Here is a 19,049-nt window from a genome sequence, read left to right on the forward strand (position 1 = left end):
GTCCGCCGCTAACGTCATAGAAGCAAGCTTCTAATCAGTTCGCTCGACTTGCATGTATTAGGCACGCCGCCAGCGTTCATCCTGAGCCAGGATCAAACTCTCCGAAGAAATGTTTGACTTGCTCATTTAAAAAATAAAAATTAACGTTGACGTTTGTCGCTTTGTTCAGTTTTCAAAGTTCAACCGTTGCTCTGAAGCAACTTTATTAGTATAACATTCTACCATTTTGATGTCAACATCTTTTTTTAAGATGTTTCTCTCAACTGCGCTGTTCATCAGCGACATTTAATAATTTACCATATATAATATATAGAGTCAATCGTTTTTCTAAAAAACTTTATAAATAAAAAAGTTAATGAAGTAAACCTTCAGTAAAATGATTGAATACTCTCTATTACAATAGCAATCTAGCCGCTATGCAGTTTTCTTATCTTACCATAAAAAAAAAGCCCAGTCATTAAACTGAGCTTTTTTATTTAAACTATTCTGCTAAGAATGCAAAATAGAGTATGAAGATGATACAGAGAGCATACATAATTGGATGAACTTCTTTTCCACGCTTGCTGCATAACATTGTAATAGGATAAAAGATAAAACCAACCGCAATACCTGTTGCAATACTGTATGTTAATGGCATCATAATTACCGTGAAAAATGCAGGAACTGCTACTTCGAACTCTTTCCAATTAATTTCCCCTAAATTTGACACCATCAGAGCTCCTACCGTAATTAAAGCCGGCGCAGTAACAGCTGGTGTCACGACCGCTAACAATGGAGAAAAGAACAGTGCAACTAAGAAAAACGCCGCCGTTACGATTGCAGTAAATCCTGAACGTCCGCCCGCTGCTACTCCAGCCGTAGACTCTACATAAGCTGTTGTTGATGAGGTACCAAGAACAGCACCAACTACAATCGCACTAGAATCTGCCAATAACGCTCTGCCCGCTCGCGGAAGCTTATTATCTTTCATAAGCCCAGCTTGACTCGCTACAGCAACCATCGTACCTGCTGTATCGAAGAAATCAACAAATAAGAAAGTTAAAATGACGACTAGCATCTTTACAGTAAAGATATCACCGATATTTTGAAAAGCTGCCCCAAACGTCGGGTCAAGACTAGGAACTGATGAAACAACTGCTTTAGGTGTATCAATTAAACCAAAAGCCATACCCGCTACAGCTGTTACAATCATACCAATAAATACAGCTGCATTTACTCGAAGCACCATTAATACAATAGTAATGACAATGCCAAAAACCGCAAGTAACGTTGTTGGGTTAGTTAAATCACCCAGTCCAACAAATGTGGCATCATCTTTGACGATGATTCCGGCACCTTTCATACCAATAAAACTAATAAACAAACCAATACCTGCTCCAACAGCCATTTTTAATTCAATAGGAATAGAATTAATAATTTTTTCTCGCAGGCTTGTTAATGTTAAAAGAATAAAAATAACACCTGATATCATAACACCCGTTAAAGCCGTCTGCCATGGAATTCCCATTGTCAGAACAACTGTATAAGCAAAAAATGCGTTTAATCCCATACCTGGAGCTAATGAAATTGGATATCTACCAAGCACTCCCATAACAATTGATCCCAAAGCTGCCGCTAAAGCAGTAGCTGTAAATACAGCCCCTTGGTCCATTCTCATACTGTCAGGCAGATCCTTTACATCACTTAGTGATAGCACAGATGGATTAACAAATAAAATGTAAGCCATAGATAGAAAAGTTGTAAGGCCAGCTATAAACTCTTTTCGATAGCTAGTACCCAGCTCTTCAAAACGAAAATACTTCTTCACGTTTTTTCCTCCCTTTATAGAAGCCGCATGCACTTAGGCAAGCCATAAAAAATGCCTCTACACTAGGCGCGTAAAGGCATAAGATCGACTAAAAGAGAAATGTATGAGCCAAAAAAACAAAAGATTTTTACACATACATGTATTACTTTCTCGTAGTCAAGCCATTTACGGTAGCTCGGTAGAAACTTTTGGGCCTTATCCCCAAGATTATACGACATTAAAGCTATATCTCGCTGTTTTATGTTACTATCCTACCATTAACTTTTTAAAAAAGTCAACAAAAAACGAACATTCTTAGAAAAGAATGTTCGTTTGTTCGGTTTTCTTACATATTATTCCCATTCAATTGTTGCAGGTGGCTTACTTGTAATATCATACACTACGCGGTTAATATGCTTAACTTCGTTTACAATACGCGTTGAGATAACTTCAAGCACATCCCAAGGAATACGGGCCCAGTCAGAAGTCATACCATCAATTGATGTAACAGCACGAATACCGATTGTGTAATCATACGTACGAGCATCTCCCATTACACCTACACTGCGGATGTCAGGAAGAACCGTAAAGTATTGCCAGATATCGCGCTCCAAGTCAGCTTTTGCAATCTCTTCACGTAAAATAGCATCCGACTCACGTACAATTTCTAACTTCTCTTCCGTAATTGCACCAAGTACACGAATACCTAGACCTGGTCCTGGGAAAGGTTGACGCCAAACGATGTTATCAGGGATACCTAATTCAGAACCTAATGCACGTACTTCATCTTTGAATAGCGTGTTTAACGGTTCGATTAGTTTGAACTGCATATCTTCCGGTAATCCACCTACGTTGTGGTGAGATTTGATCGTTTGAGCTGTAGCTGTCCCACTCTCGATAATATCTGTGTATAGCGTACCTTGAGCTAGGAAATCAAACCCTTTTAATTTAGCAGCTTCGTCATCGAATACATAGATAAATTCATTACCGATGATTTTACGCTTTTGTTCAGGATCTGATACGCCGTTTAACTTTTCTAAGAAGCGATCTTTTGCATCGATTTTAATTACGTTCATATTAAAGCCTTCGCTAAATGTTTCCATTACGCTTTCCGCTTCACCTTTACGTAATAAACCGTGATCTACGAACATACATGTTAACTGATCACCAATTGCTTTGTGAATTAACACAGCTACTACTGAAGAGTCTACTCCGCCGCTAAGTGCGCAAAGTACTTTTCTATCTCCAACTGTTTCACGGATTTTATCCATTTCAACTTCAATGAAGTTCTCGATTGACCAGTTTGCTTCAGCATGACATACTTCAAACACGAAGTTCTTTAAGATATGGTTACCGTGCACTGAATGGCGAACTTCTGGATGGAACTGCACTCCGTACATATTCTTACCTTTGTTACTCATTGCGGCAATTGGACAAGATGGGCTAGTTGCGTCCACTTCAAAACCAGCTGGTGTTTCTACAACTAAATCACCGTGACTCATCCAAACAACTTGTTCTTTTGGCAACTCATGGTACATTAATGAATCATTTTGTACGTTAATCGCTGCTTTACCATATTCACGATGGCTAGCACCTTCTACCTTCCCGCCAAAATGATGAGTCATTAATTGCATTCCATAACAAATACCTAAAACAGGAATACCTAATTCAAAAATGTTTTCATCGCAGTGAAATGCGTTTTCACCGTACACACTGTTTGGGCCTCCAGAGAAAATAATTCCTTTTGGATTTAATGCTTTAATCTCTTCTGCTGTAATTGTGTGCGGATGCAATTCACTATATACTCCGAACTCGCGAATGCGACGCGTAATCAGTTGGTTATATTGACTACCAAAATCTAATACAACAATCATGCCTTCCATCTTGTTCACCTCTCCGAATGTGTAAATAATCACTTGTTATTATGCCCTAAAATATAAAAAAAACTAGACTTCTCCCTCAAAAAACAAAGGCAGAAGTCTAGTTGAGCACGACGTTTATCGTCAAATAGACTGTTCTGCCTTCATAGTCAGATCGTTTAAGGTGACCCGGTAGAGACTCTCGAACCATATTATCGAGGATATATGAAGGTATACGAAACATTTATAGTAAGTTCGAGAATATTCTATCAATCCGCGAAACAATGGTCAAGAACTCGTTTTTTTGATTAAATTTTCCCACAATTCAATCGACTCTTTCCATTCTTTTATGGAATCTGCATTTCGATACAAAACCCGCTCGTATTTTTCCGTTAATTGTAGCATATTTACCGTATTTAATTTTTCGTCTACTTCTCCTGCAAAGTCGCGCAGCGTTTGACTTTCTTGCCGCTTTAGTCCATTTGCAGAGAGTCTTTTAAGTAAAAAAGCATACGCTGATTCAAAGGTTTCCACACTCTCTTTCTTTTTATAAAAAGAGATATAAAAAGATAAAAACCATTTAAATCGATTGAGATATATTACTATTAACATAACTACAATCAGTCCGCAGAAAAGTACTTTCCACTTCATAGACAACTTAACATTTTGAAGAGAAGCTGTTTTTTCTTTCGCTCTTTCTTCTTGTGCCGGAAGCTCTTTTTCCTTAGGCTGCTCCTTCACTTGCGTTTCTTGTTTCTCTTCTTCCCTTTGACTATTTTCACTAGAGTTGTTAGGTTGGCTATCTACAAAATCATAAGGATTAGAAAAACTTTTTGTTGGTTCAAAAGGTACCCAACCCGCTCCTGGAAAATAGACTTCGACCCAAGAATGAGCATTATTTTGTGTAATTTCATAGGTTGTCCACTTACTACTTCCTGAAATGACGGTGGCATCACCTTCTGTATAGCCCTTTACCCACCGAGCAGGAATATCTAATGAACGAAGCAGCACGACCATAGAAGTAGAGAAGTTATCACAGTACCCTCTTTTTGTATCAAATAAAAATTGATCCACATAATCTTTATTTTTCGTAGGAATTGGAACATTTTCAGTATCATATACATATGGATTTGATCGAAAGTATTCTTCAACGGCTTTCGCTTTTTCATAACGATTGTTCTTATTTTTTGTTACCTCACGAGCTAAATTCTTTACTCGTTTCGGCAAGTTAGCAGGAAGTTGTGTATACCTTGCTATAAATTCGTTATTATTCTCTAAACTCTCTGCCTTTTTTTCCTCTGCTTGCTGAAGAAGTCCAATATCAAATACAGGATATTTATACGTCATCTCATACGATTGAACAGTAACAAGCTTGTCATTTTGATAAGGATATAATTTTTCATTTGTCGGTGTAACATCGGTTTGAATGCCATTTTTTAAGGTTAGCGACAGCAGTTGAGGAACATGCATAAGATGAACAGAAGGCTGCGAATAGGTAACTTCTGCTTTTCTTACTTGTCCTGCTACACTTGAGTCATATTGAGGGAGTAAGTTTTCATTTCCTTTAAAGGGCACTTTTTCTTCCTCTTTAGACAGCTCCCACCCCTTGCCTGTATAAACATCCTTCGTTTCAATACGCCAATAGTGCTCATCCTCTACTTTGGCTGTAAATACAACCGTATCATCATTGACAAACGATCCCCCCAATTTAGAATCGTCCATATCATAGCCAATTCGTTGACCGTTTGCAGATTCTCCCTGTCCTTGATTTGTTGTATGCGCTGTGATAAAAGGTACGGGATCTGGCCACTGCGGCCCTGGTTTAGGAGCGAGATAAGCCAGCACAATGACGATAGCTAAAAAGCTGCCTAGAAAAAGAAACGATCGTTTTCTATTTTCTAAACGCTCAGTGCTCGCAGCTTTTATACGTTCAGGATTTATGCGAAGCATGGCTACTAATAAAAATCCGATAATCGTCACGCGAATAATAGCAGCTCCCGCATCGTAAGTAGAAAAGGTATCCAACACGGTAATATACAAAATGGTTAAGAAGAAAAAGAAGAAAATTCTTTTTTGATAAAAGATCCAATATTGAATTAAATAAGCCATAATCCAAAGCAGCACAAAAAATAAAGTGCTCCTCATTTCAAATGATAAATTCGCTATATTCCACTGCATGATACTTTGCGCATCTGACTGAAGAATCTCCAAAAGTCTCGGAAGCCAGTCTGAAGAAAAGAAGGCTCCTTGGAAATAGAGATTGTGAAGCGAAAACAAAATAAACAATATACTCCCTAACGTCATCACGATAAACGGCAAGCGAAACGTTAAACACAAAAAACAGTAAGCAACAAACAAGATAAAGTACTGAATTTGATTGGTATCCGTCACTTCATTTAAAGGAAGAAGCCATTCCACTAATAAAAAGAATGCTCCCGCGTACAATAAGATGTTTTTTACATACAAAGCTGATTTATTCACTTATTTCCGCCCTCACTTCCTTTAGATGATAGAGGAATATTAACAACTTCAATCGTTAAAGCAGAAGATTGTATTCCATTTACAATAACCGTCTCTTCGTCACTAAGCCCTGCTCCTTCATCTTTAACGACAATTATTGATGCCTTAGCATGCAGACTCAGCTTAGATTGAACCTGCCCAATGAGAGTCCCTGTAACTTGACTGACAATGACCATAAAAGAATGCTGCTTTTGAATGGCAATACTCTTAAATTCTGTTTCGAACGCTCGGTTGTTAACAGGCTGTGCACGCGCTAAGTGATACAACAGGTTACCAGTCTCACTTTGTTCAGAGGTTTTTGGTGAAAAAAGTGCATCTCCAGCTAAAAGAAAATCGATTTTTTTACGCTTGGTTTCTTCATGAATGAGCATGGATGCGAGAAAGCTCATTCGTTCTTCAAAGTATAGAGAGCTTATAACATCTGCAATGATAATCATACTCCGTTCATGATAATGACCAAACTCTTTAGAAATCAACGTAGCTTTACGAGCCGTCGCCTTCCAATCGATAGATCCTAATCGGTCACCCGGCTGGTATTCTCTAATGCCTGTCACTAACGTAGTAGATTGATTTCCAGCGGAAACTTCATTTTTTCCTTCTTCTATTCCCGCTAAAAGAAACGGGATATCTATCTCATGGATTTGAGGATACACGATAAACCGCTGCTGCAGCGGATAATATGCCTTCTTTTTTACAATTCCTAATAAATCACTCAATTCAATCGAAATCGTAAAAAATTCATATTCTCCTCTTTCTACAAACGATCTTTCATACGGAATAACAGCGTTTCGTTGAAAAAGCGGATAAATTGTTCTTTCTTCTTGATCTAAAAGGTTACTCTCCTCTTTCACTGCTGCCATATAAACAGGAAAACCCGAGGAGCGTGTAATATGAATGTCATACGAAAGATGATCTCCAGCGAATCGAGGCTGTAGCTTCACATCACGAGTAACATTCCACTTCTTTAACGGATAAAGCAAAACGGCTGCCGCATATAACCCAAAAGGTAAGAAGCTATAAAATAAAAACCAGCTGACAAAGCCCCCTTGAAACATCGCGTACGAAAACGTAGCAGCAAAGATGCAGAATAAAACGAACCAGTCCCTACATTTATTCCATATCACTTTTATATACTGTTTCATAAAGTACCTCTTACCTTTTAACAGGTACTTTCGTATCAGCCATAATTTGCTTCATCACATCATCCGCTGTTAAGCCGCTGTACTGGGTATCAGATCTTAGCATTAATCGATGTGCACACACATACGAAGCAAGCTCTTGAACATCATCAGGAAGACAGTAATCTCTTCCCTTCACTAAAGCATATGCTTGAACGGCCTTCATAAAGGAAACCGTTCCACGAGGACTGATACCTAACGAAACATGTGGATGAGAGCGCGTTTTGCGAATGATTTCGATGATATAGTGCTTGATCGCATCATCTACATAAATACTGCTTACAGTTTTTTGAGCCTGTACTAATTCTGGAATGCTCATGACGGGTTTGACATCCTCAAGATTGACTTGAGTCGATACGCCGTTTAAAATTTGAAGCTCCTCTTCCTGCGTAGGATACCCCATGCTTAATTTGAATAAAAATCGATCCAGCTGCGCTTCCGGCAAATGATAGGTCCCATCAAAATCAACAGGATTTTGAGTAGCCATCACAAAAAAAGGCGCTGGAATTTCCCGGGTGATACCATCGGTTGTTACATGATGCTCAGCCATTGCTTCTAAAAGCGCCGATTGTGTTTTAGGAGAAGTCCTGTTAATCTCATCAGCGAGCACAATATGGCTCATGATAGGACCTGGACGAAAATGAAATTCCATGTCTTTTGGACTGTAAATAGAAACACCTGTTACATCGGACGGCAGCAAATCGGGCGTGAATTGAATTCGTTTAAATTCTGCATCAATCGATTTGGCCAGTGCCTTCACGAGCATCGTTTTCCCCACACCCGGCACATCTTCAAGCAAAATATGCCCCTCTGCAAGCAAAGCAACCAAACTCAACGTAGATACCTGACGCTTTCCAATCACAATTTGATCGATGTTTTCTAATACTTGATTTAATTTATTATTAATATGATCCAGCTGAATCAATAAAGCTCCCCCTTAAAACTCAGTTAAGCCTTGAGTTTAGTATGTTTTTCAATAAACATAGTACTATCTTAACAAATTTTCAAAAAATCTGAAAATATTAACGCACGCAAAAAAGCGACCAAGTACTCACTTGGTCGCTTTTTTAGTTAGGGCAGTGATTACATCATGCCGCCCATTCCACCCATGCCGCCCATGTCAGGCATTGCAGGTGCACCGCCTTCTTCTGGCTTGTCAGCAACAACTGCTTCAGTTGTTAAGAACATAGCCGCTACAGAAGAAGCATTTTGAAGAGCTGAACGCGTTACTTTTGTTGGGTCAACGATACCAGTGTCTAGCATATTTACCCACTCGCCAGTTGCAGCGTTGAATCCAGTTCCAACTGCTTCGCCTTTTAAACGCTCAACGATTACTGATCCTTCTAAACCAGCGTTGTGAGCGATTTGACGTACAGGCTCTTCAATCGCACGTAATACGATGTTGATACCTGTAGCAGTGTCACCGTCAGCTTCGATGCTCGCTACTTTATTATAGATATTTACTAATGCAGTACCACCACCAGCTACGATACCTTCTTCAACCGCAGCACGCGTAGAGTTTAATGCATCTTCAATACGTAATTTACGTTCTTTTAACTCAGTTTCAGTTGCCGCACCAACTTTAATTACAGCTACGCCACCAGCAAGTTTCGCTAAGCGCTCTTGTAATTTTTCACGGTCAAACTCTGAAGTTGTTTCTTCAAGCTGAGCTTTGATTTGGTTTACGCGTGCTAGGATATCTTCTGCGTTTCCTGCACCGTTTACAACTGTTGTATTTTCTTTTGTTACGACAATTTTAGAAGCGCGACCTAATTGATCGATGCTTGCTGTTTTTAAGTCAAGACCAAGCTCTTCAGTGATTACTTCTCCGCCTGTTAAGATCGCAACGTCTTGTAGCATTGCTTTACGACGATCACCGAAACCAGGAGCTTTAACAGCTACAGCTGTGAATGTACCACGAAGTTTGTTCACAACTAATGTTGCTAAAGCTTCGCCTTCTACGTCTTCAGCGATGATTAATAGAGGCTTGCCTTGTTGAACAACTTGCTCTAATACCGGTAAGATTTCTTGAATGTTACCGATTTTTTTGTCTGTGATTAAGATGTATGGATCATCTAATACAGCTTCCATTTTATCTGAATCAGTTACCATGTAAGGAGATGCATACCCACGGTCAAACTGCATACCTTCTACCACTTCTAATTCAGTTGTGAAACCTTTTGATTCTTCAAGTGTGATAACGCCGTCGTTACCAACGCGCTCCATTGCTTCAGCAATTAATTGACCTACTTCTTCGTCAGCTGCTGAGATAGCCGCTACTTGAGCAATTGAATCTTTACCTTGAATTGGTTTAGAGATTGCTTTTAGTTCTTCAACCGCTACAGCTACTGCTTTTTCCATACCTTTACGGATACCCATTGGGTTAGCACCAGCCGTTACGTTTTTAAGACCTTCTCTGATCATTGCTTGCGCTAAAACTGTTGCAGTAGTTGTACCGTCACCAGCAACGTCGTTTGTTTTGCTAGCAACTTCGGCTACTAATTTAGCACCCATATTTTCAAATGCGTCTTCTAATTCGATTTCTTTTGCAATTGTTACACCGTCATTTGTAATAAGCGGTGAACCGAATTTCTTTTCTAATACAACGTTACGACCTTTTGGTCCAAGCGTTACTTTTACAGCATTTGCTAATGTATCTACACCACGTAGCATTGCGCGACGTGCTTCTTCGCTAAATTTAATGTCTTTTGCCATGTTCTTTGACCTCCTCAAGATGTTCTTAATAATCTATTTTTTACGTATGATAAGTTTGTGGTTAACATTAGCCGATTACAGCTAAAATATCGCTTTCGCGTAAAATTAAGTATTCAGTACCTTCGTATTTCACTTCAGTACCCGCATATTTTGAGAAGATGATACGATCGCCCGCAGCTACTTCTAAAGCTACACGCTCACCGCTTTCTAATACTCGGCCTGTACCAACAGCAACAATTTTACCCTCTTGTGGCTTTTCTTTTGCACTGTCCGGTAACACGATACCGCTTGCTGTTTTTTCCTCAGATTTTACAAGTTCAATCACTACGCGATCACCTAATGGCTTTAACAAGTGAAACAACCTCCTCAAATAATATGTTTGCATTTTTATTAGCACTCAACCTCAACGAGTGCTAACACAATTATTATATTAAAACAAAGTGGGTTTTTTTTGCAAGTATTAAACAAAAAAAATTTAAAATTTACGAAAACTACATATAATAGTTTTAGATTTCGACGATTTTGAGAAATAAAGCATTCTTTTCTCTGTTCAATAATATGTATGTTACAATACGAGCAAGAAGAAATTACTAACTTTACAGTACTTCTTCGACATATATACATAAAAACCTTTTAAAGGAGTATAGAAGATTGGAAAAACGTTATTGGTATGTTATCCTCACCTACATCCTTATGCAGTTTTCAGGAGTTGTTGGTATACCGCTGTTAAAATTAACAGGAATGTTTGATCAATATCCAGTTCGAACAGCGAATGTCATGCTTTTGACTTATTGGACCATCATTAGCTTTATCCTTGGTTTACTTATTGTCTTACTGCTGCTGCGCCGTGACATGTCCATGCGTATAGAACATGCGGGAACAACGGTAACTGTGGTCTGGTCAGTCCTTGGGGTGTTCCTGGCTATGGCTGGTCAAGCTGTAGCAGGTATGATTGAGCACGCTCTTGGCATTACCCAAGTATCTGAAAACACACAAAATATTGTTAATCTTGTTAAAGCAACGCCGTTCCTAATTGTCGTTACGTCTGTTATTGGACCAATTCTAGAAGAGATTATTTTTCGAAAGATTATTTTCGGCTCTCTTCACAAACGATATAATTTCTTTGTCTCTGCATTTATTAGTTCCCTTATTTTTGCTGCCGTACACTGGGATTTTAAACATTTGCTCGTGTATACAGCCATGGGATTTGTATTTGCATTCCTTTATGCAAGAACAAAACTAATTATTGTACCCATTATTGCTCACGTGTTGATGAATACAGTCGTTATTTTATCTCAAACTATTTTTGCAGATAAAATTATAGAAATGCAAAAGCAAGCAGAACAAATGCAGTTTATTTTTGGAGGCATGTTTTTATGAAGAATATCCCTTTAACACGAGGGTTTATTTATATTATTATGGGGGTTTTATTCACCTACCTGGCTATTCAAAATGCTCAGGAAACCGTGTGGAATTTCCCCACGATCTTATTTGCACTCGTAGCCGCGTTCGATTTCAGATTTGCGGTGCGCATTTTTATCTTGCACTATAAAATTAAAAAGTTGCAGCAGCAATATAAAAATCAAGATGATTCATCTAAATAAAAAAACCACTGTTTCAGTGGTTTTTTTACATACTAACATCTTCTCTTTCTTGCTCTGCCCTTGCCTTTAACACTTTGCGATACGAAATGCGGGAAATAATGATGCTGATTTCATACAAAATTAAGAGCGGCACTGTCACCATCATGTGCGAGAGCAATTCTGGTGGTGTAATAAGTGCGGCAATAACTAGCAGTACGAAATAGGCATACTTTCGAATTTGAGATAAAAACATAGGCGTGATAATTCCTAATCGCGTCAAAAACATGACGACAACAGGAAGCTGAAACAACAGGCCAAAAGGCAGTGTGAGCTGCATTAAAAAAGAAAAGTATTCATTAATGCCAATCACTTGGTTTACATTCAGCTCATCAGAAACGCGCGTCATAAAATCGACGACAAATGGAAACAACACAAAATAAGAAAAAGAGACACCGCCGATAAAGAGAAAAATGGAAACAGGAATATATCCAAGCGTTACCTTACGCTCTTTTTCATATAAACCAGGACTAATAAATGCCCAAAGTTGATACAGTGCAACAGGAGCTGCAAGTACACAGCCGATAATAACAGCAAACTGCATATAAATCTTAACTGGATCTGTTAGCCTAAATGCATTCATCGTTAAATTTTTTGCCTCATCAGCATGCTGTAAATAGACAATAACCTTATCCGCTATAAAAAAGCCGCCAATTGTGGCAATGACAAAGAAAAATAAAACAATTAAAATGCGCTTTCGCAGCTCTCCTATATGATCATATATTGACATTTCTTGTTCGGTCATACTATGATCACCCTTTTACTCTTTGTCATCTACTTGACGCTGTTTATCTTTTTCACGATCTTCTGAGGCACCGCTAGCGGCATGCTTAAACTCTCTAAGCGTTTGCCCGACTGATCTTCCTAGCTCCGGTAACCGTTTCGGTCCAAAAATAAGCAGTGCTACAATCGCAATAATAATCCAACTGCCTGCTCCAATCCCCATATTCCCACTCTCCTTATTAATTTAGACTTAAGGAAATCGTAACACAGTCCATCTTATTCAACAGGATAATTTTTCAAAAAGTAGACAAGCGACTGTAATTCTACAGCCAGATCAATATGATGCAGTCGAATCTCATCCGGTACGTTTAAGCGTGCAGGAGTGAAGTTTAGAATCCCTTTAATTCCGCAATTCACTAAACGATCGGTAATTTGCTGAGCCACAGTGGCAGGAACGGTTAAAATCGCCACTGAGATATCATCACTCATATAATCTTCCAATTGGTCAAGGTGATAAACCGGCACGTCGCCTACTTTTGTACCGACTTTATCTTCTATCACATCAAAAGCGCACTCAATTTTGGTGTTATTATTTTTAATAAAATTATAATTTAAAAAGGCCGTTCCCAGATTCCCTACGCCAATCAGTGCTACTTTCGTTACTTCATCTTGGTCTAACGTTTTACGGAAAAATGTAAGTAAATAATTCACATTGTAGCCGTATCCCTTTTTCCCTAATGCTCCAAAGTAAGAAAAATCCCGGCGAATAGTAGCAGAATCAACTTTCACTGCCTCACTTAACTCCGCTGACGAAACACGCTGTTTACCAGAAGCATGCAAGTTTTTTAAAAAACGATAATAAAGCGGCAATCGTTTAGCCGTTGCTTGTGGTATTTTTAATTGTTCAGTGTTCACGTTGTACCCCCTCAGTTCATGTATGTCATTACTAACATTTTCAAGTCATATTGCATTACCTTTCACAAAGCCTCAACCGCCTTGAGGTAGCGCTTCCAATTCTCTCTCTTTTCTCTTGTTTTATATATACTCCGCTTCACACCCCGACGCCTTTTGTCTATCCAGGAATACTTAAAGTCGGTAGCTAGAACGAAGCAATTAGCCCTTCAAAGGATCCGTTTGTTAGTCATGACGGATTTTCTACATCCATCATATATAAGTTCAGAGATGCACTTATCTCTTATTTTAACATAGTATCCTGTATAAAATGTGCAGGTAAAATCATTTTATTTCATGAATCAAAACATTCGCTTCATCATTTGTTCTTGTCCCTCTAAAAATTACAAACGCTTGTAGGAAGAACTTGTAGTTGAAAATATGTTAAAATACACTATGGATATACTACTAGAGGTGAAAAAATGATTATTCTACAATTGAACGGTATTACAAAATACTATGGGGCAGAACCCATTTTATCGAATATAAAGTTAGAAGTACAATCAAAAGACCGCATTGCCCTAGTGGGACGAAACGGTGCAGGTAAATCAACTTTATTAAAAATTATTGCTGAGCAGCTTTCTTATGACAGCGGAGAAATTATTAAACCTAAAGGTGTTTCCATTGATTATATGGGACAAGATACAGTTCTTGAGTCAACACTCTCCATATGGGAAGAAATGATGACAGTCTTTGCTCCGTTAAAGAAGATGGAAAAAGAATTACGTACGCTTGAAACGAAGATGGGCGATCCAGACATTTTTAATGATTCAGTTCAATACGAAAAACTAACCAAAGAGTACGATCAGCTTCAAGTAACGTTCAAAGATTTAGGCGGCTATCAATATGAAGCGGATACACGATCTATTCTTCACGGTTTCCGTTTCTCAAACTTTGACTATAGCACCCCTATTTCCTCCTTGAGCGGTGGACAAAAAACGCGCTTGGCTCTTGCAAAACTGCTTTTAACAAAGCCAGACTTGCTTATTCTGGATGAGCCTACCAACCACTTAGATATTGAAACTTTAGCATGGCTGGAACAGTTTCTGCAAGGGTATGAAGGAGCTATTTTAATTGTTTCACACGATCGTTACTTCCTTGATAAGGTCGTAAATCAAGTGTATGAAGTCACACAAAAAACAACGGTCAAGTACACGGGCAACTACTCTAAATACCTTGTACAAAAAGCAGAGCGATATGAAAAAGAGTTGCGTCAGTACGAAAAGCAGCAAGATGAAGTCGCAAAACTGAATGATTTTATTCAGCGAAACATCGCCCGCGCATCGACTACAAAACGTGCGCAAAGCAGACGTAAGCAGCTCGATCGAATGGAGTTAATAAATCGACCTAACGAAGGCGAAAAATCAGCTAGTTTTTCGTTTGAAATTGAGCGTCAAAGCGGAAATGAAGTCTTAAATCTCGAAAACGTGTCCATCGGATATGATGAAAACAAATATGTCGTCCAAGACGCAAACCTTCGGATTAAAAAAGGTGAAAGCCTTGCGTTGGTTGGCCCTAATGGAGTTGGGAAATCTACGTTATTAAAAGGTATTGTGGATAAACTAAGCTTCAAGACTGGAACCATTTCTTTTGGCTCAAACGTAATGGTTGGTTATTACGACCAAGAGCAAGCTAATTTAACGTCTAATAAAACTGTTTTAAATGAGCTTTGGGATGACTACCCATCCAAACCTGAAAAAGAAATTCGTACAGCGCTTGGAAATTTTCTGTTTTCAGGTGATGATGTACTGAAAATCGTTTCGACGCTTAGCGGTGGTGAAAAAGCACGTTTGGCCCTTGCGAAGCTTATGCTTCAAAAAGCTAATTTCTTAATTTTGGATGAACCTACTAACCATCTTGATTTAGATAGCAAACAAGTACTCGAGAATGCGTTAATTGATTACCCAGGGACTCTATTATTTGTTTCACATGACCGTTATTTTATTAATCGTATTGCAAACAAAATAGCAGAGCTATCTCCTGAAGGAGTAGAAGAATTTCTTGGAGATTATGACTATTATGTAGAAAAGAAAGCAGAAATAGAGGAAATCAAAGAATTAGAAAATATAAAAGCCAACGAAGAACGTACGGTAAAAGTAGATAAACAGTCTTATAAACAAGATAAAGAACAAAAGAAATTGATGAGGCAGCGAACGCGCCGAATTGAAGAAATTGAAACTGAAGTAAACAAATTAGAAGCCGCACAAGCGGAGAATGAAGAACTTCTTTGTAATCCTGAAATTTATCAAAACCACGAAGAAGTATCAAGATTAAACGGTGAAAATGAAAAAATTTCTTCACAGTTATCCACATTAATGGAAGAGTGGGAAGAATTACAGCTGCTTCTAGAAGAATAGCCTATATTTTTTCGTATTTATTCACCCTATTTACTTGTTCGTGCGCTTTAGGACAAGCTTTATCCACTCTGTGAATAAATAGTGGATATCTGTCTGATTTTCATAATTAAAACTTGTTGATAACATGTCCGTGTACTGAGTGCACGGACTTTTCCACATAATTATCCACAGTCAATTCTAAATTTATTGAATATTGTTGATAAATCATTTTTATCCACAAAAAAGACGAATGAGAAATAAATCTCATTCGTCTCTTACTCTTCCAAGTCTAAACCGGGGTTTGCGTTTAATGACATATCTGAGCGTTTTCCTTGAGCAAATCGTACACTTGCCGCTGCTCCAATCATTGCGGCATTATCCGTGCATAGAGATAGCGGCGGGATAATAAGCTCAATGTTTGATAATGGTGCAAATGCTTCTTCTAGCGCTGCTCTAAGTCCTTTATTAGCAGCAACTCCTCCTGCTACTAACACTTGCTTAACCTTATATTCCTTTGCAGCTTTAACCGTTTTAGTTACTAACACATCAATAACACTCGCTTGAAAGCTAGCAGCAAGTGTTTGTGGAAGAATTTCTTCACCTTTTTGCTTCGCGTTGTGGACAGTGTTAATAACTGCTGATTTTAACCCACTGAAACTAAAATCATAGGATCCTTCTTCTAGCCAAGCACGCGGCAAATCAATTAATGGCTCTCCTTCATGTGCAAGGCGGTCAATATGAGGTCCGCCTGGATATGGAAGGTTTAACGTGCGGGCTACTTTATCGTAGGCTTCTCCTGCCGCATCATCTCTCGTTTCACCAATCACTTTAAACTGACCGTGACTTTCCATGTATACAAGCTCTGTATGCCCTCCAGATACAACTAGCGATAAAAGCGGGAATTCTAATTTTTTGATTAGCTGATTTGCATAAATATGTCCTGCAATATGATGAACACCAATTAATGGCTTTTGGTGTGCAAATGCTAGCGCTTTGGCTGCATTTACGCCAATAAGAAGTGCTCCCACAAGCCCAGGTCCTTCCGTTACAGCTATTGCATCAATATCTGCAAACGTCAAGTTCGCTTGATTTAAAGTTTCTTCAACTACTACCGTAATTTGTTCCACATGATGACGAGATGCAATCTCCGGTACGACACCGCCAAACCGTTTATGGCTTTCTATTTGTGATGCCACCACATTGGCTACAATTTCATGACCGTTTCGAATCACGGCCGCTGCTGTCTCATCACAGCTTGTTTCTAATGCTAAAATTAATTGATTTTCACTCATAAATTCACCCACATAACTAATGCATCCTCATTGTTATCAGAATAATAATTCTTACGAATACCTCCAGGTTTAAAACCTAGCTTTTGATACAATGATTGTGCAATATGATTAGATACCCTAACTTCTAATGTCATTGACACAGCACCTAGTTTTCGAAGAACGTCCATCACGTTGCGCAGCAGCAATTCACCGAGTCCCTTACCTCGGTAGTCTGGCAATAGGGCAATGTTGGTTACATGTGCTTCGTCAATAACAATCCACGTTCCGCAATACCCAATAATATTTTCTCCTTCTTCCATCACAATGTAAGTTGAAAATTGATTATTGGTTAACTCATTTTGAAACGCTTCTGAACTCCAAGGTGTCGTAAAAGACTTCTCTTCGATTTTCACTACTTGATCAATATCTTTAACTTCCATTAAACGAAACTTAATTGTTAGTTTCATGTTTATACCTTCTTTTATCCTTTTTGCTGTGAAGCAAGCCAGTTAGCTTCGGCTTCAGCTAAACGAATGTAGTTCGGAACAAAAGTATGCACAGACTGCGGCTCTTTCTTCATTCCTAAAAAAGCCAATTCACTTGGTCTTGGATTAAACTGCTGAACATGGGCAAATACAGCTTGTTTACCCAGCACTTCTTTTAACGCCTCTTCATGCATGGGAAGATCATTGCCTATGAATAAAATGGGTTTGTTGTATGACTTTAAATGTTCCGCCCAGTCCTTATTAATAACAAGTCGATCACTTTCAACTTCTAGAAGACCTCGTTCATTATTCCATTCATATAGTCCTGTATAAAGCTGTTGACGGCGCGCATCAAATAACGGAGCAATATACCCATCAAAATAGCGACCGTTTGCTGCTAGTGCTTCAAGGCTAGATACACCTATTAAAGGAATATTTAAAGTCCAAGCAAGTGTCTTGGCAATGGTAACGCCAATTCGTACACCTGTATAAGATCCGGGACCATGTGCCACTACAATACGGTCTAGCTCGCTTGGCGCAATATCACAATCCTTTAACAAAGATTCCACAGCGTTCATCACACGAACGGAGTGATTCTTTTTTAGATTCGTAATAATTTCTCCAATTACTTTGTTTTCTTCAACGACAGCAACACCCATGACAAAATTGGATGTATCAATGGCTAACATTTTCATCTTTTAAAAAGCTCCTTACATATTTCAACGTACCGACTGCCTATCGCTTTTACAAGGATTTTACGAGTCGTTTCGTTTTCATGGTAAATATTGATTTGAATATATTCATTAGGAAGCTGCTCTTCAATCAGATGAGCCCACTCCACGACCGTCACGCCATCTCCTTCAAAATACTCATCGAACCCTAGGTCTTCAAATTCATCCCCTAGACGGTACACATCCATATGATAAAGAGGAAGGCGACCGCTTTTGTATTCTTTAATGATCGTAAATGTCGGGCTATTCACATTGCGTTCAATTCCTAATCCTTTAGCTAAACTTTTTGTGAATGTTGTCTTTCCAGCTCCCAAATCGCCTTCAAGCAGCAGCACGTCACCAGCTTCTAATAAAGTTGCTAGACGAGCAGCCAGCTGATTAGTTTCATCAGGAGACGTAGACATAAACGTAAATTCGTTAATCTCTGTCATTCATTCAGAACCTCATTTCAATCTGTATATATATATTGTAAACGTTGTGGACTATACATATCCAGTAAGAAATCCAACAATCTTTAACATCGCAATTCTATAAGGAAATTTCTTTGTATATAAAAAATTCCTTAGGATTGCTCCTAAGGACGGTAAAGTTTTATATAAAAATGGTTCAAACAATAAAAAAGACGAAACACATTGTTTCGTTTCTAAAACATGGCGGTCCCGACGGGAATCGAACCCGCGATCTCCTGCGTGACAGGCAGGCATGTTAACCGCTACACCACGGGACCATGTTGGTTGCGGGGACAGGATTTGAACCTGCGACCTTCGGGTTATGAGCCCGACGAGCTACCGAACTGCTCCACCCCGCGATGATAAAAAAGCAAAATAAAAATGCCTAGCGATGTCCTACTCTCA

The 19,049-nt window shown here is 38.7% G+C and carries 17 protein-coding genes, 2 tRNA genes, 1 rRNA gene and 2 riboswitches; of the genes, 3 read left to right on the forward strand and 17 right to left on the reverse strand.

Translation table 11 applies throughout. From position 1 onward, the window contains the following. From AC0KUU_RS29405 to groES, 8 genes are all read right to left on the reverse strand, one after another. A 16S ribosomal RNA gene (locus AC0KUU_RS29405) occupies window positions 1–108 on the reverse strand; the annotation flags it as partial. A gap of 373 nt (window positions 109–481) precedes the next feature. Further along, window positions 482–1,807, reverse strand: coding sequence for an NCS2 family permease (locus AC0KUU_RS29410; RefSeq protein ID WP_013055032.1), 1,326 nt, complete (start codon window positions 1,805–1,807; stop codon window positions 482–484). A 133-nt stretch (window positions 1,808–1,940) separates the two neighbouring features. Beyond that, window positions 1,941–2,042: riboswitch (purine riboswitch) on the reverse strand. Between the two features lie 97 nt (window positions 2,043–2,139). Beyond that, window positions 2,140–3,669, reverse strand: coding sequence for a glutamine-hydrolyzing GMP synthase (gene guaA / locus AC0KUU_RS29415; RefSeq protein ID WP_043977160.1), 1,530 nt, complete (start codon window positions 3,667–3,669; stop codon window positions 2,140–2,142). A 123-nt stretch (window positions 3,670–3,792) separates the two neighbouring features. Next, window positions 3,793–3,894, reverse strand: a riboswitch (purine riboswitch). A gap of 39 nt (window positions 3,895–3,933) precedes the next feature. Then, on the reverse strand, window positions 3,934–6,126 hold the full coding sequence (locus AC0KUU_RS29420) for a transglutaminase TgpA family protein (RefSeq protein WP_162215159.1): 2,193 nt from the start codon (window positions 6,124–6,126) through the stop codon (window positions 3,934–3,936). Continuing rightward, window positions 6,123–7,307 carry a DUF58 domain-containing protein gene (locus AC0KUU_RS29425; protein WP_221815537.1) on the reverse strand — a complete coding sequence of 395 codons (1,185 nt, stop codon included), beginning with the start codon at window positions 7,305–7,307 and terminating at the stop codon, window positions 6,123–6,125. Before AC0KUU_RS29425 ends, AC0KUU_RS29420 begins: the two co-directional genes overlap by 4 nt. A gap of 10 nt (window positions 7,308–7,317) precedes the next feature. After that, window positions 7,318–8,268: an AAA family ATPase gene (locus AC0KUU_RS29430; protein WP_043977166.1), complete on the reverse strand. Its 951-nt coding sequence runs from the start codon at window positions 8,266–8,268 to the stop codon at window positions 7,318–7,320. A 158-nt stretch (window positions 8,269–8,426) separates the two neighbouring features. Continuing rightward, complete coding sequence (groL, locus tag AC0KUU_RS29435) at window positions 8,427–10,058, reverse strand: chaperonin GroEL (protein ID WP_013081432.1); 1,632 nt, start codon at window positions 10,056–10,058, stop codon at window positions 8,427–8,429. A gap of 67 nt (window positions 10,059–10,125) precedes the next feature. Next, window positions 10,126–10,410 (reverse strand): co-chaperone GroES, encoded by a 285-nt coding sequence (groES, locus tag AC0KUU_RS29440; protein ID WP_013055026.1) that lies wholly within the window; start codon window positions 10,408–10,410, stop codon window positions 10,126–10,128. A gap of 299 nt (window positions 10,411–10,709) precedes the next feature. Here groES and AC0KUU_RS29445 point away from each other — a divergent pair, with 299 nt between their 5' ends. Together AC0KUU_RS29445 and AC0KUU_RS29450 are read left to right on the forward strand one after the other, a co-directional pair. Next, on the forward strand, window positions 10,710–11,438 hold the full coding sequence (locus AC0KUU_RS29445; RefSeq protein ID WP_043977169.1) for a CPBP family intramembrane glutamic endopeptidase: 729 nt from the start codon (window positions 10,710–10,712) through the stop codon (window positions 11,436–11,438). Beyond that, window positions 11,435–11,662 (forward strand): YdiK family protein, encoded by a 228-nt coding sequence (locus tag AC0KUU_RS29450; RefSeq protein WP_043977171.1) that lies wholly within the window; start codon window positions 11,435–11,437, stop codon window positions 11,660–11,662. Before AC0KUU_RS29445 ends, AC0KUU_RS29450 begins: the two co-directional genes overlap by 4 nt. A gap of 25 nt (window positions 11,663–11,687) precedes the next feature. Here the strand turns inward: AC0KUU_RS29450 and tatC are convergent, their stop codons facing one another. The 3 genes from tatC to AC0KUU_RS29465 are packed head-to-tail and all read right to left on the reverse strand — an operon-like array spanning window position 11,688 to window position 13,336. After that, on the reverse strand, window positions 11,688–12,443 hold the full coding sequence (tatC, locus tag AC0KUU_RS29455; protein ID WP_013055023.1) for a twin-arginine translocase subunit TatC: 756 nt from the start codon (window positions 12,441–12,443) through the stop codon (window positions 11,688–11,690). 15 nt (window positions 12,444–12,458) lie between these two features. Beyond that, a complete protein-coding gene (tatA, locus tag AC0KUU_RS29460; RefSeq protein ID WP_013055022.1) occupies window positions 12,459–12,644 on the reverse strand; it encodes a twin-arginine translocase TatA/TatE family subunit in 186 nt (61 codons plus the stop codon). Window positions 12,645–12,697: 53 nt separating this feature from the next. Next, window positions 12,698–13,336: a redox-sensing transcriptional repressor Rex gene (locus AC0KUU_RS29465; RefSeq protein ID WP_013055021.1), complete on the reverse strand. Its 639-nt coding sequence runs from the start codon at window positions 13,334–13,336 to the stop codon at window positions 12,698–12,700. 458 nt (window positions 13,337–13,794) lie between these two features. On the opposite strand from AC0KUU_RS29465, the gene AC0KUU_RS29470 reads away from it, so the two are divergent. After that, on the forward strand, window positions 13,795–15,729 hold the full coding sequence (locus AC0KUU_RS29470) for an ABC-F family ATP-binding cassette domain-containing protein (RefSeq protein WP_043977175.1): 1,935 nt from the start codon (window positions 13,795–13,797) through the stop codon (window positions 15,727–15,729). Window positions 15,730–15,983: 254 nt separating this feature from the next. On the opposite strand, the gene tsaD is transcribed toward AC0KUU_RS29470, so the two are convergent. From tsaD to AC0KUU_RS29500, 6 genes are all read right to left on the reverse strand, one after another. Beyond that, a complete protein-coding gene (tsaD, locus tag AC0KUU_RS29475; protein ID WP_097825368.1) occupies window positions 15,984–17,000 on the reverse strand; it encodes a tRNA (adenosine(37)-N6)-threonylcarbamoyltransferase complex transferase subunit TsaD in 1,017 nt (338 codons plus the stop codon). Next, window positions 16,997–17,446 carry a ribosomal protein S18-alanine N-acetyltransferase gene (rimI, locus tag AC0KUU_RS29480; RefSeq protein ID WP_043977177.1) on the reverse strand — a complete coding sequence of 150 codons (450 nt, stop codon included), beginning with the start codon at window positions 17,444–17,446 and terminating at the stop codon, window positions 16,997–16,999. The genes tsaD and rimI overlap by 4 nt, the downstream gene beginning before the upstream one ends. 14 nt (window positions 17,447–17,460) lie before the next feature. Then, window positions 17,461–18,159, reverse strand: a complete 699-nt coding sequence (gene tsaB / locus AC0KUU_RS29485; RefSeq protein WP_043977179.1) for a tRNA (adenosine(37)-N6)-threonylcarbamoyltransferase complex dimerization subunit type 1 TsaB — start codon at window positions 18,157–18,159, stop codon at window positions 17,461–17,463. Further along, a complete protein-coding gene (gene tsaE / locus AC0KUU_RS29490) occupies window positions 18,156–18,626 on the reverse strand; it encodes a tRNA (adenosine(37)-N6)-threonylcarbamoyltransferase complex ATPase subunit type 1 TsaE (RefSeq protein ID WP_013081426.1) in 471 nt (156 codons plus the stop codon). The genes tsaB and tsaE overlap by 4 nt, the downstream gene beginning before the upstream one ends. 220 nt (window positions 18,627–18,846) lie before the next feature. Next, a tRNA-Asp gene (locus tag AC0KUU_RS29495) sits at window positions 18,847–18,922 on the reverse strand. A gap of 4 nt (window positions 18,923–18,926) precedes the next feature. Beyond that, window positions 18,927–19,003: transfer RNA gene (locus tag AC0KUU_RS29500), tRNA-Met, on the reverse strand. Window positions 19,004–19,049: the final 46 nt, after the last annotated feature.

It is taken from the genome of Priestia sp. ST2, assembly GCF_055810735.1.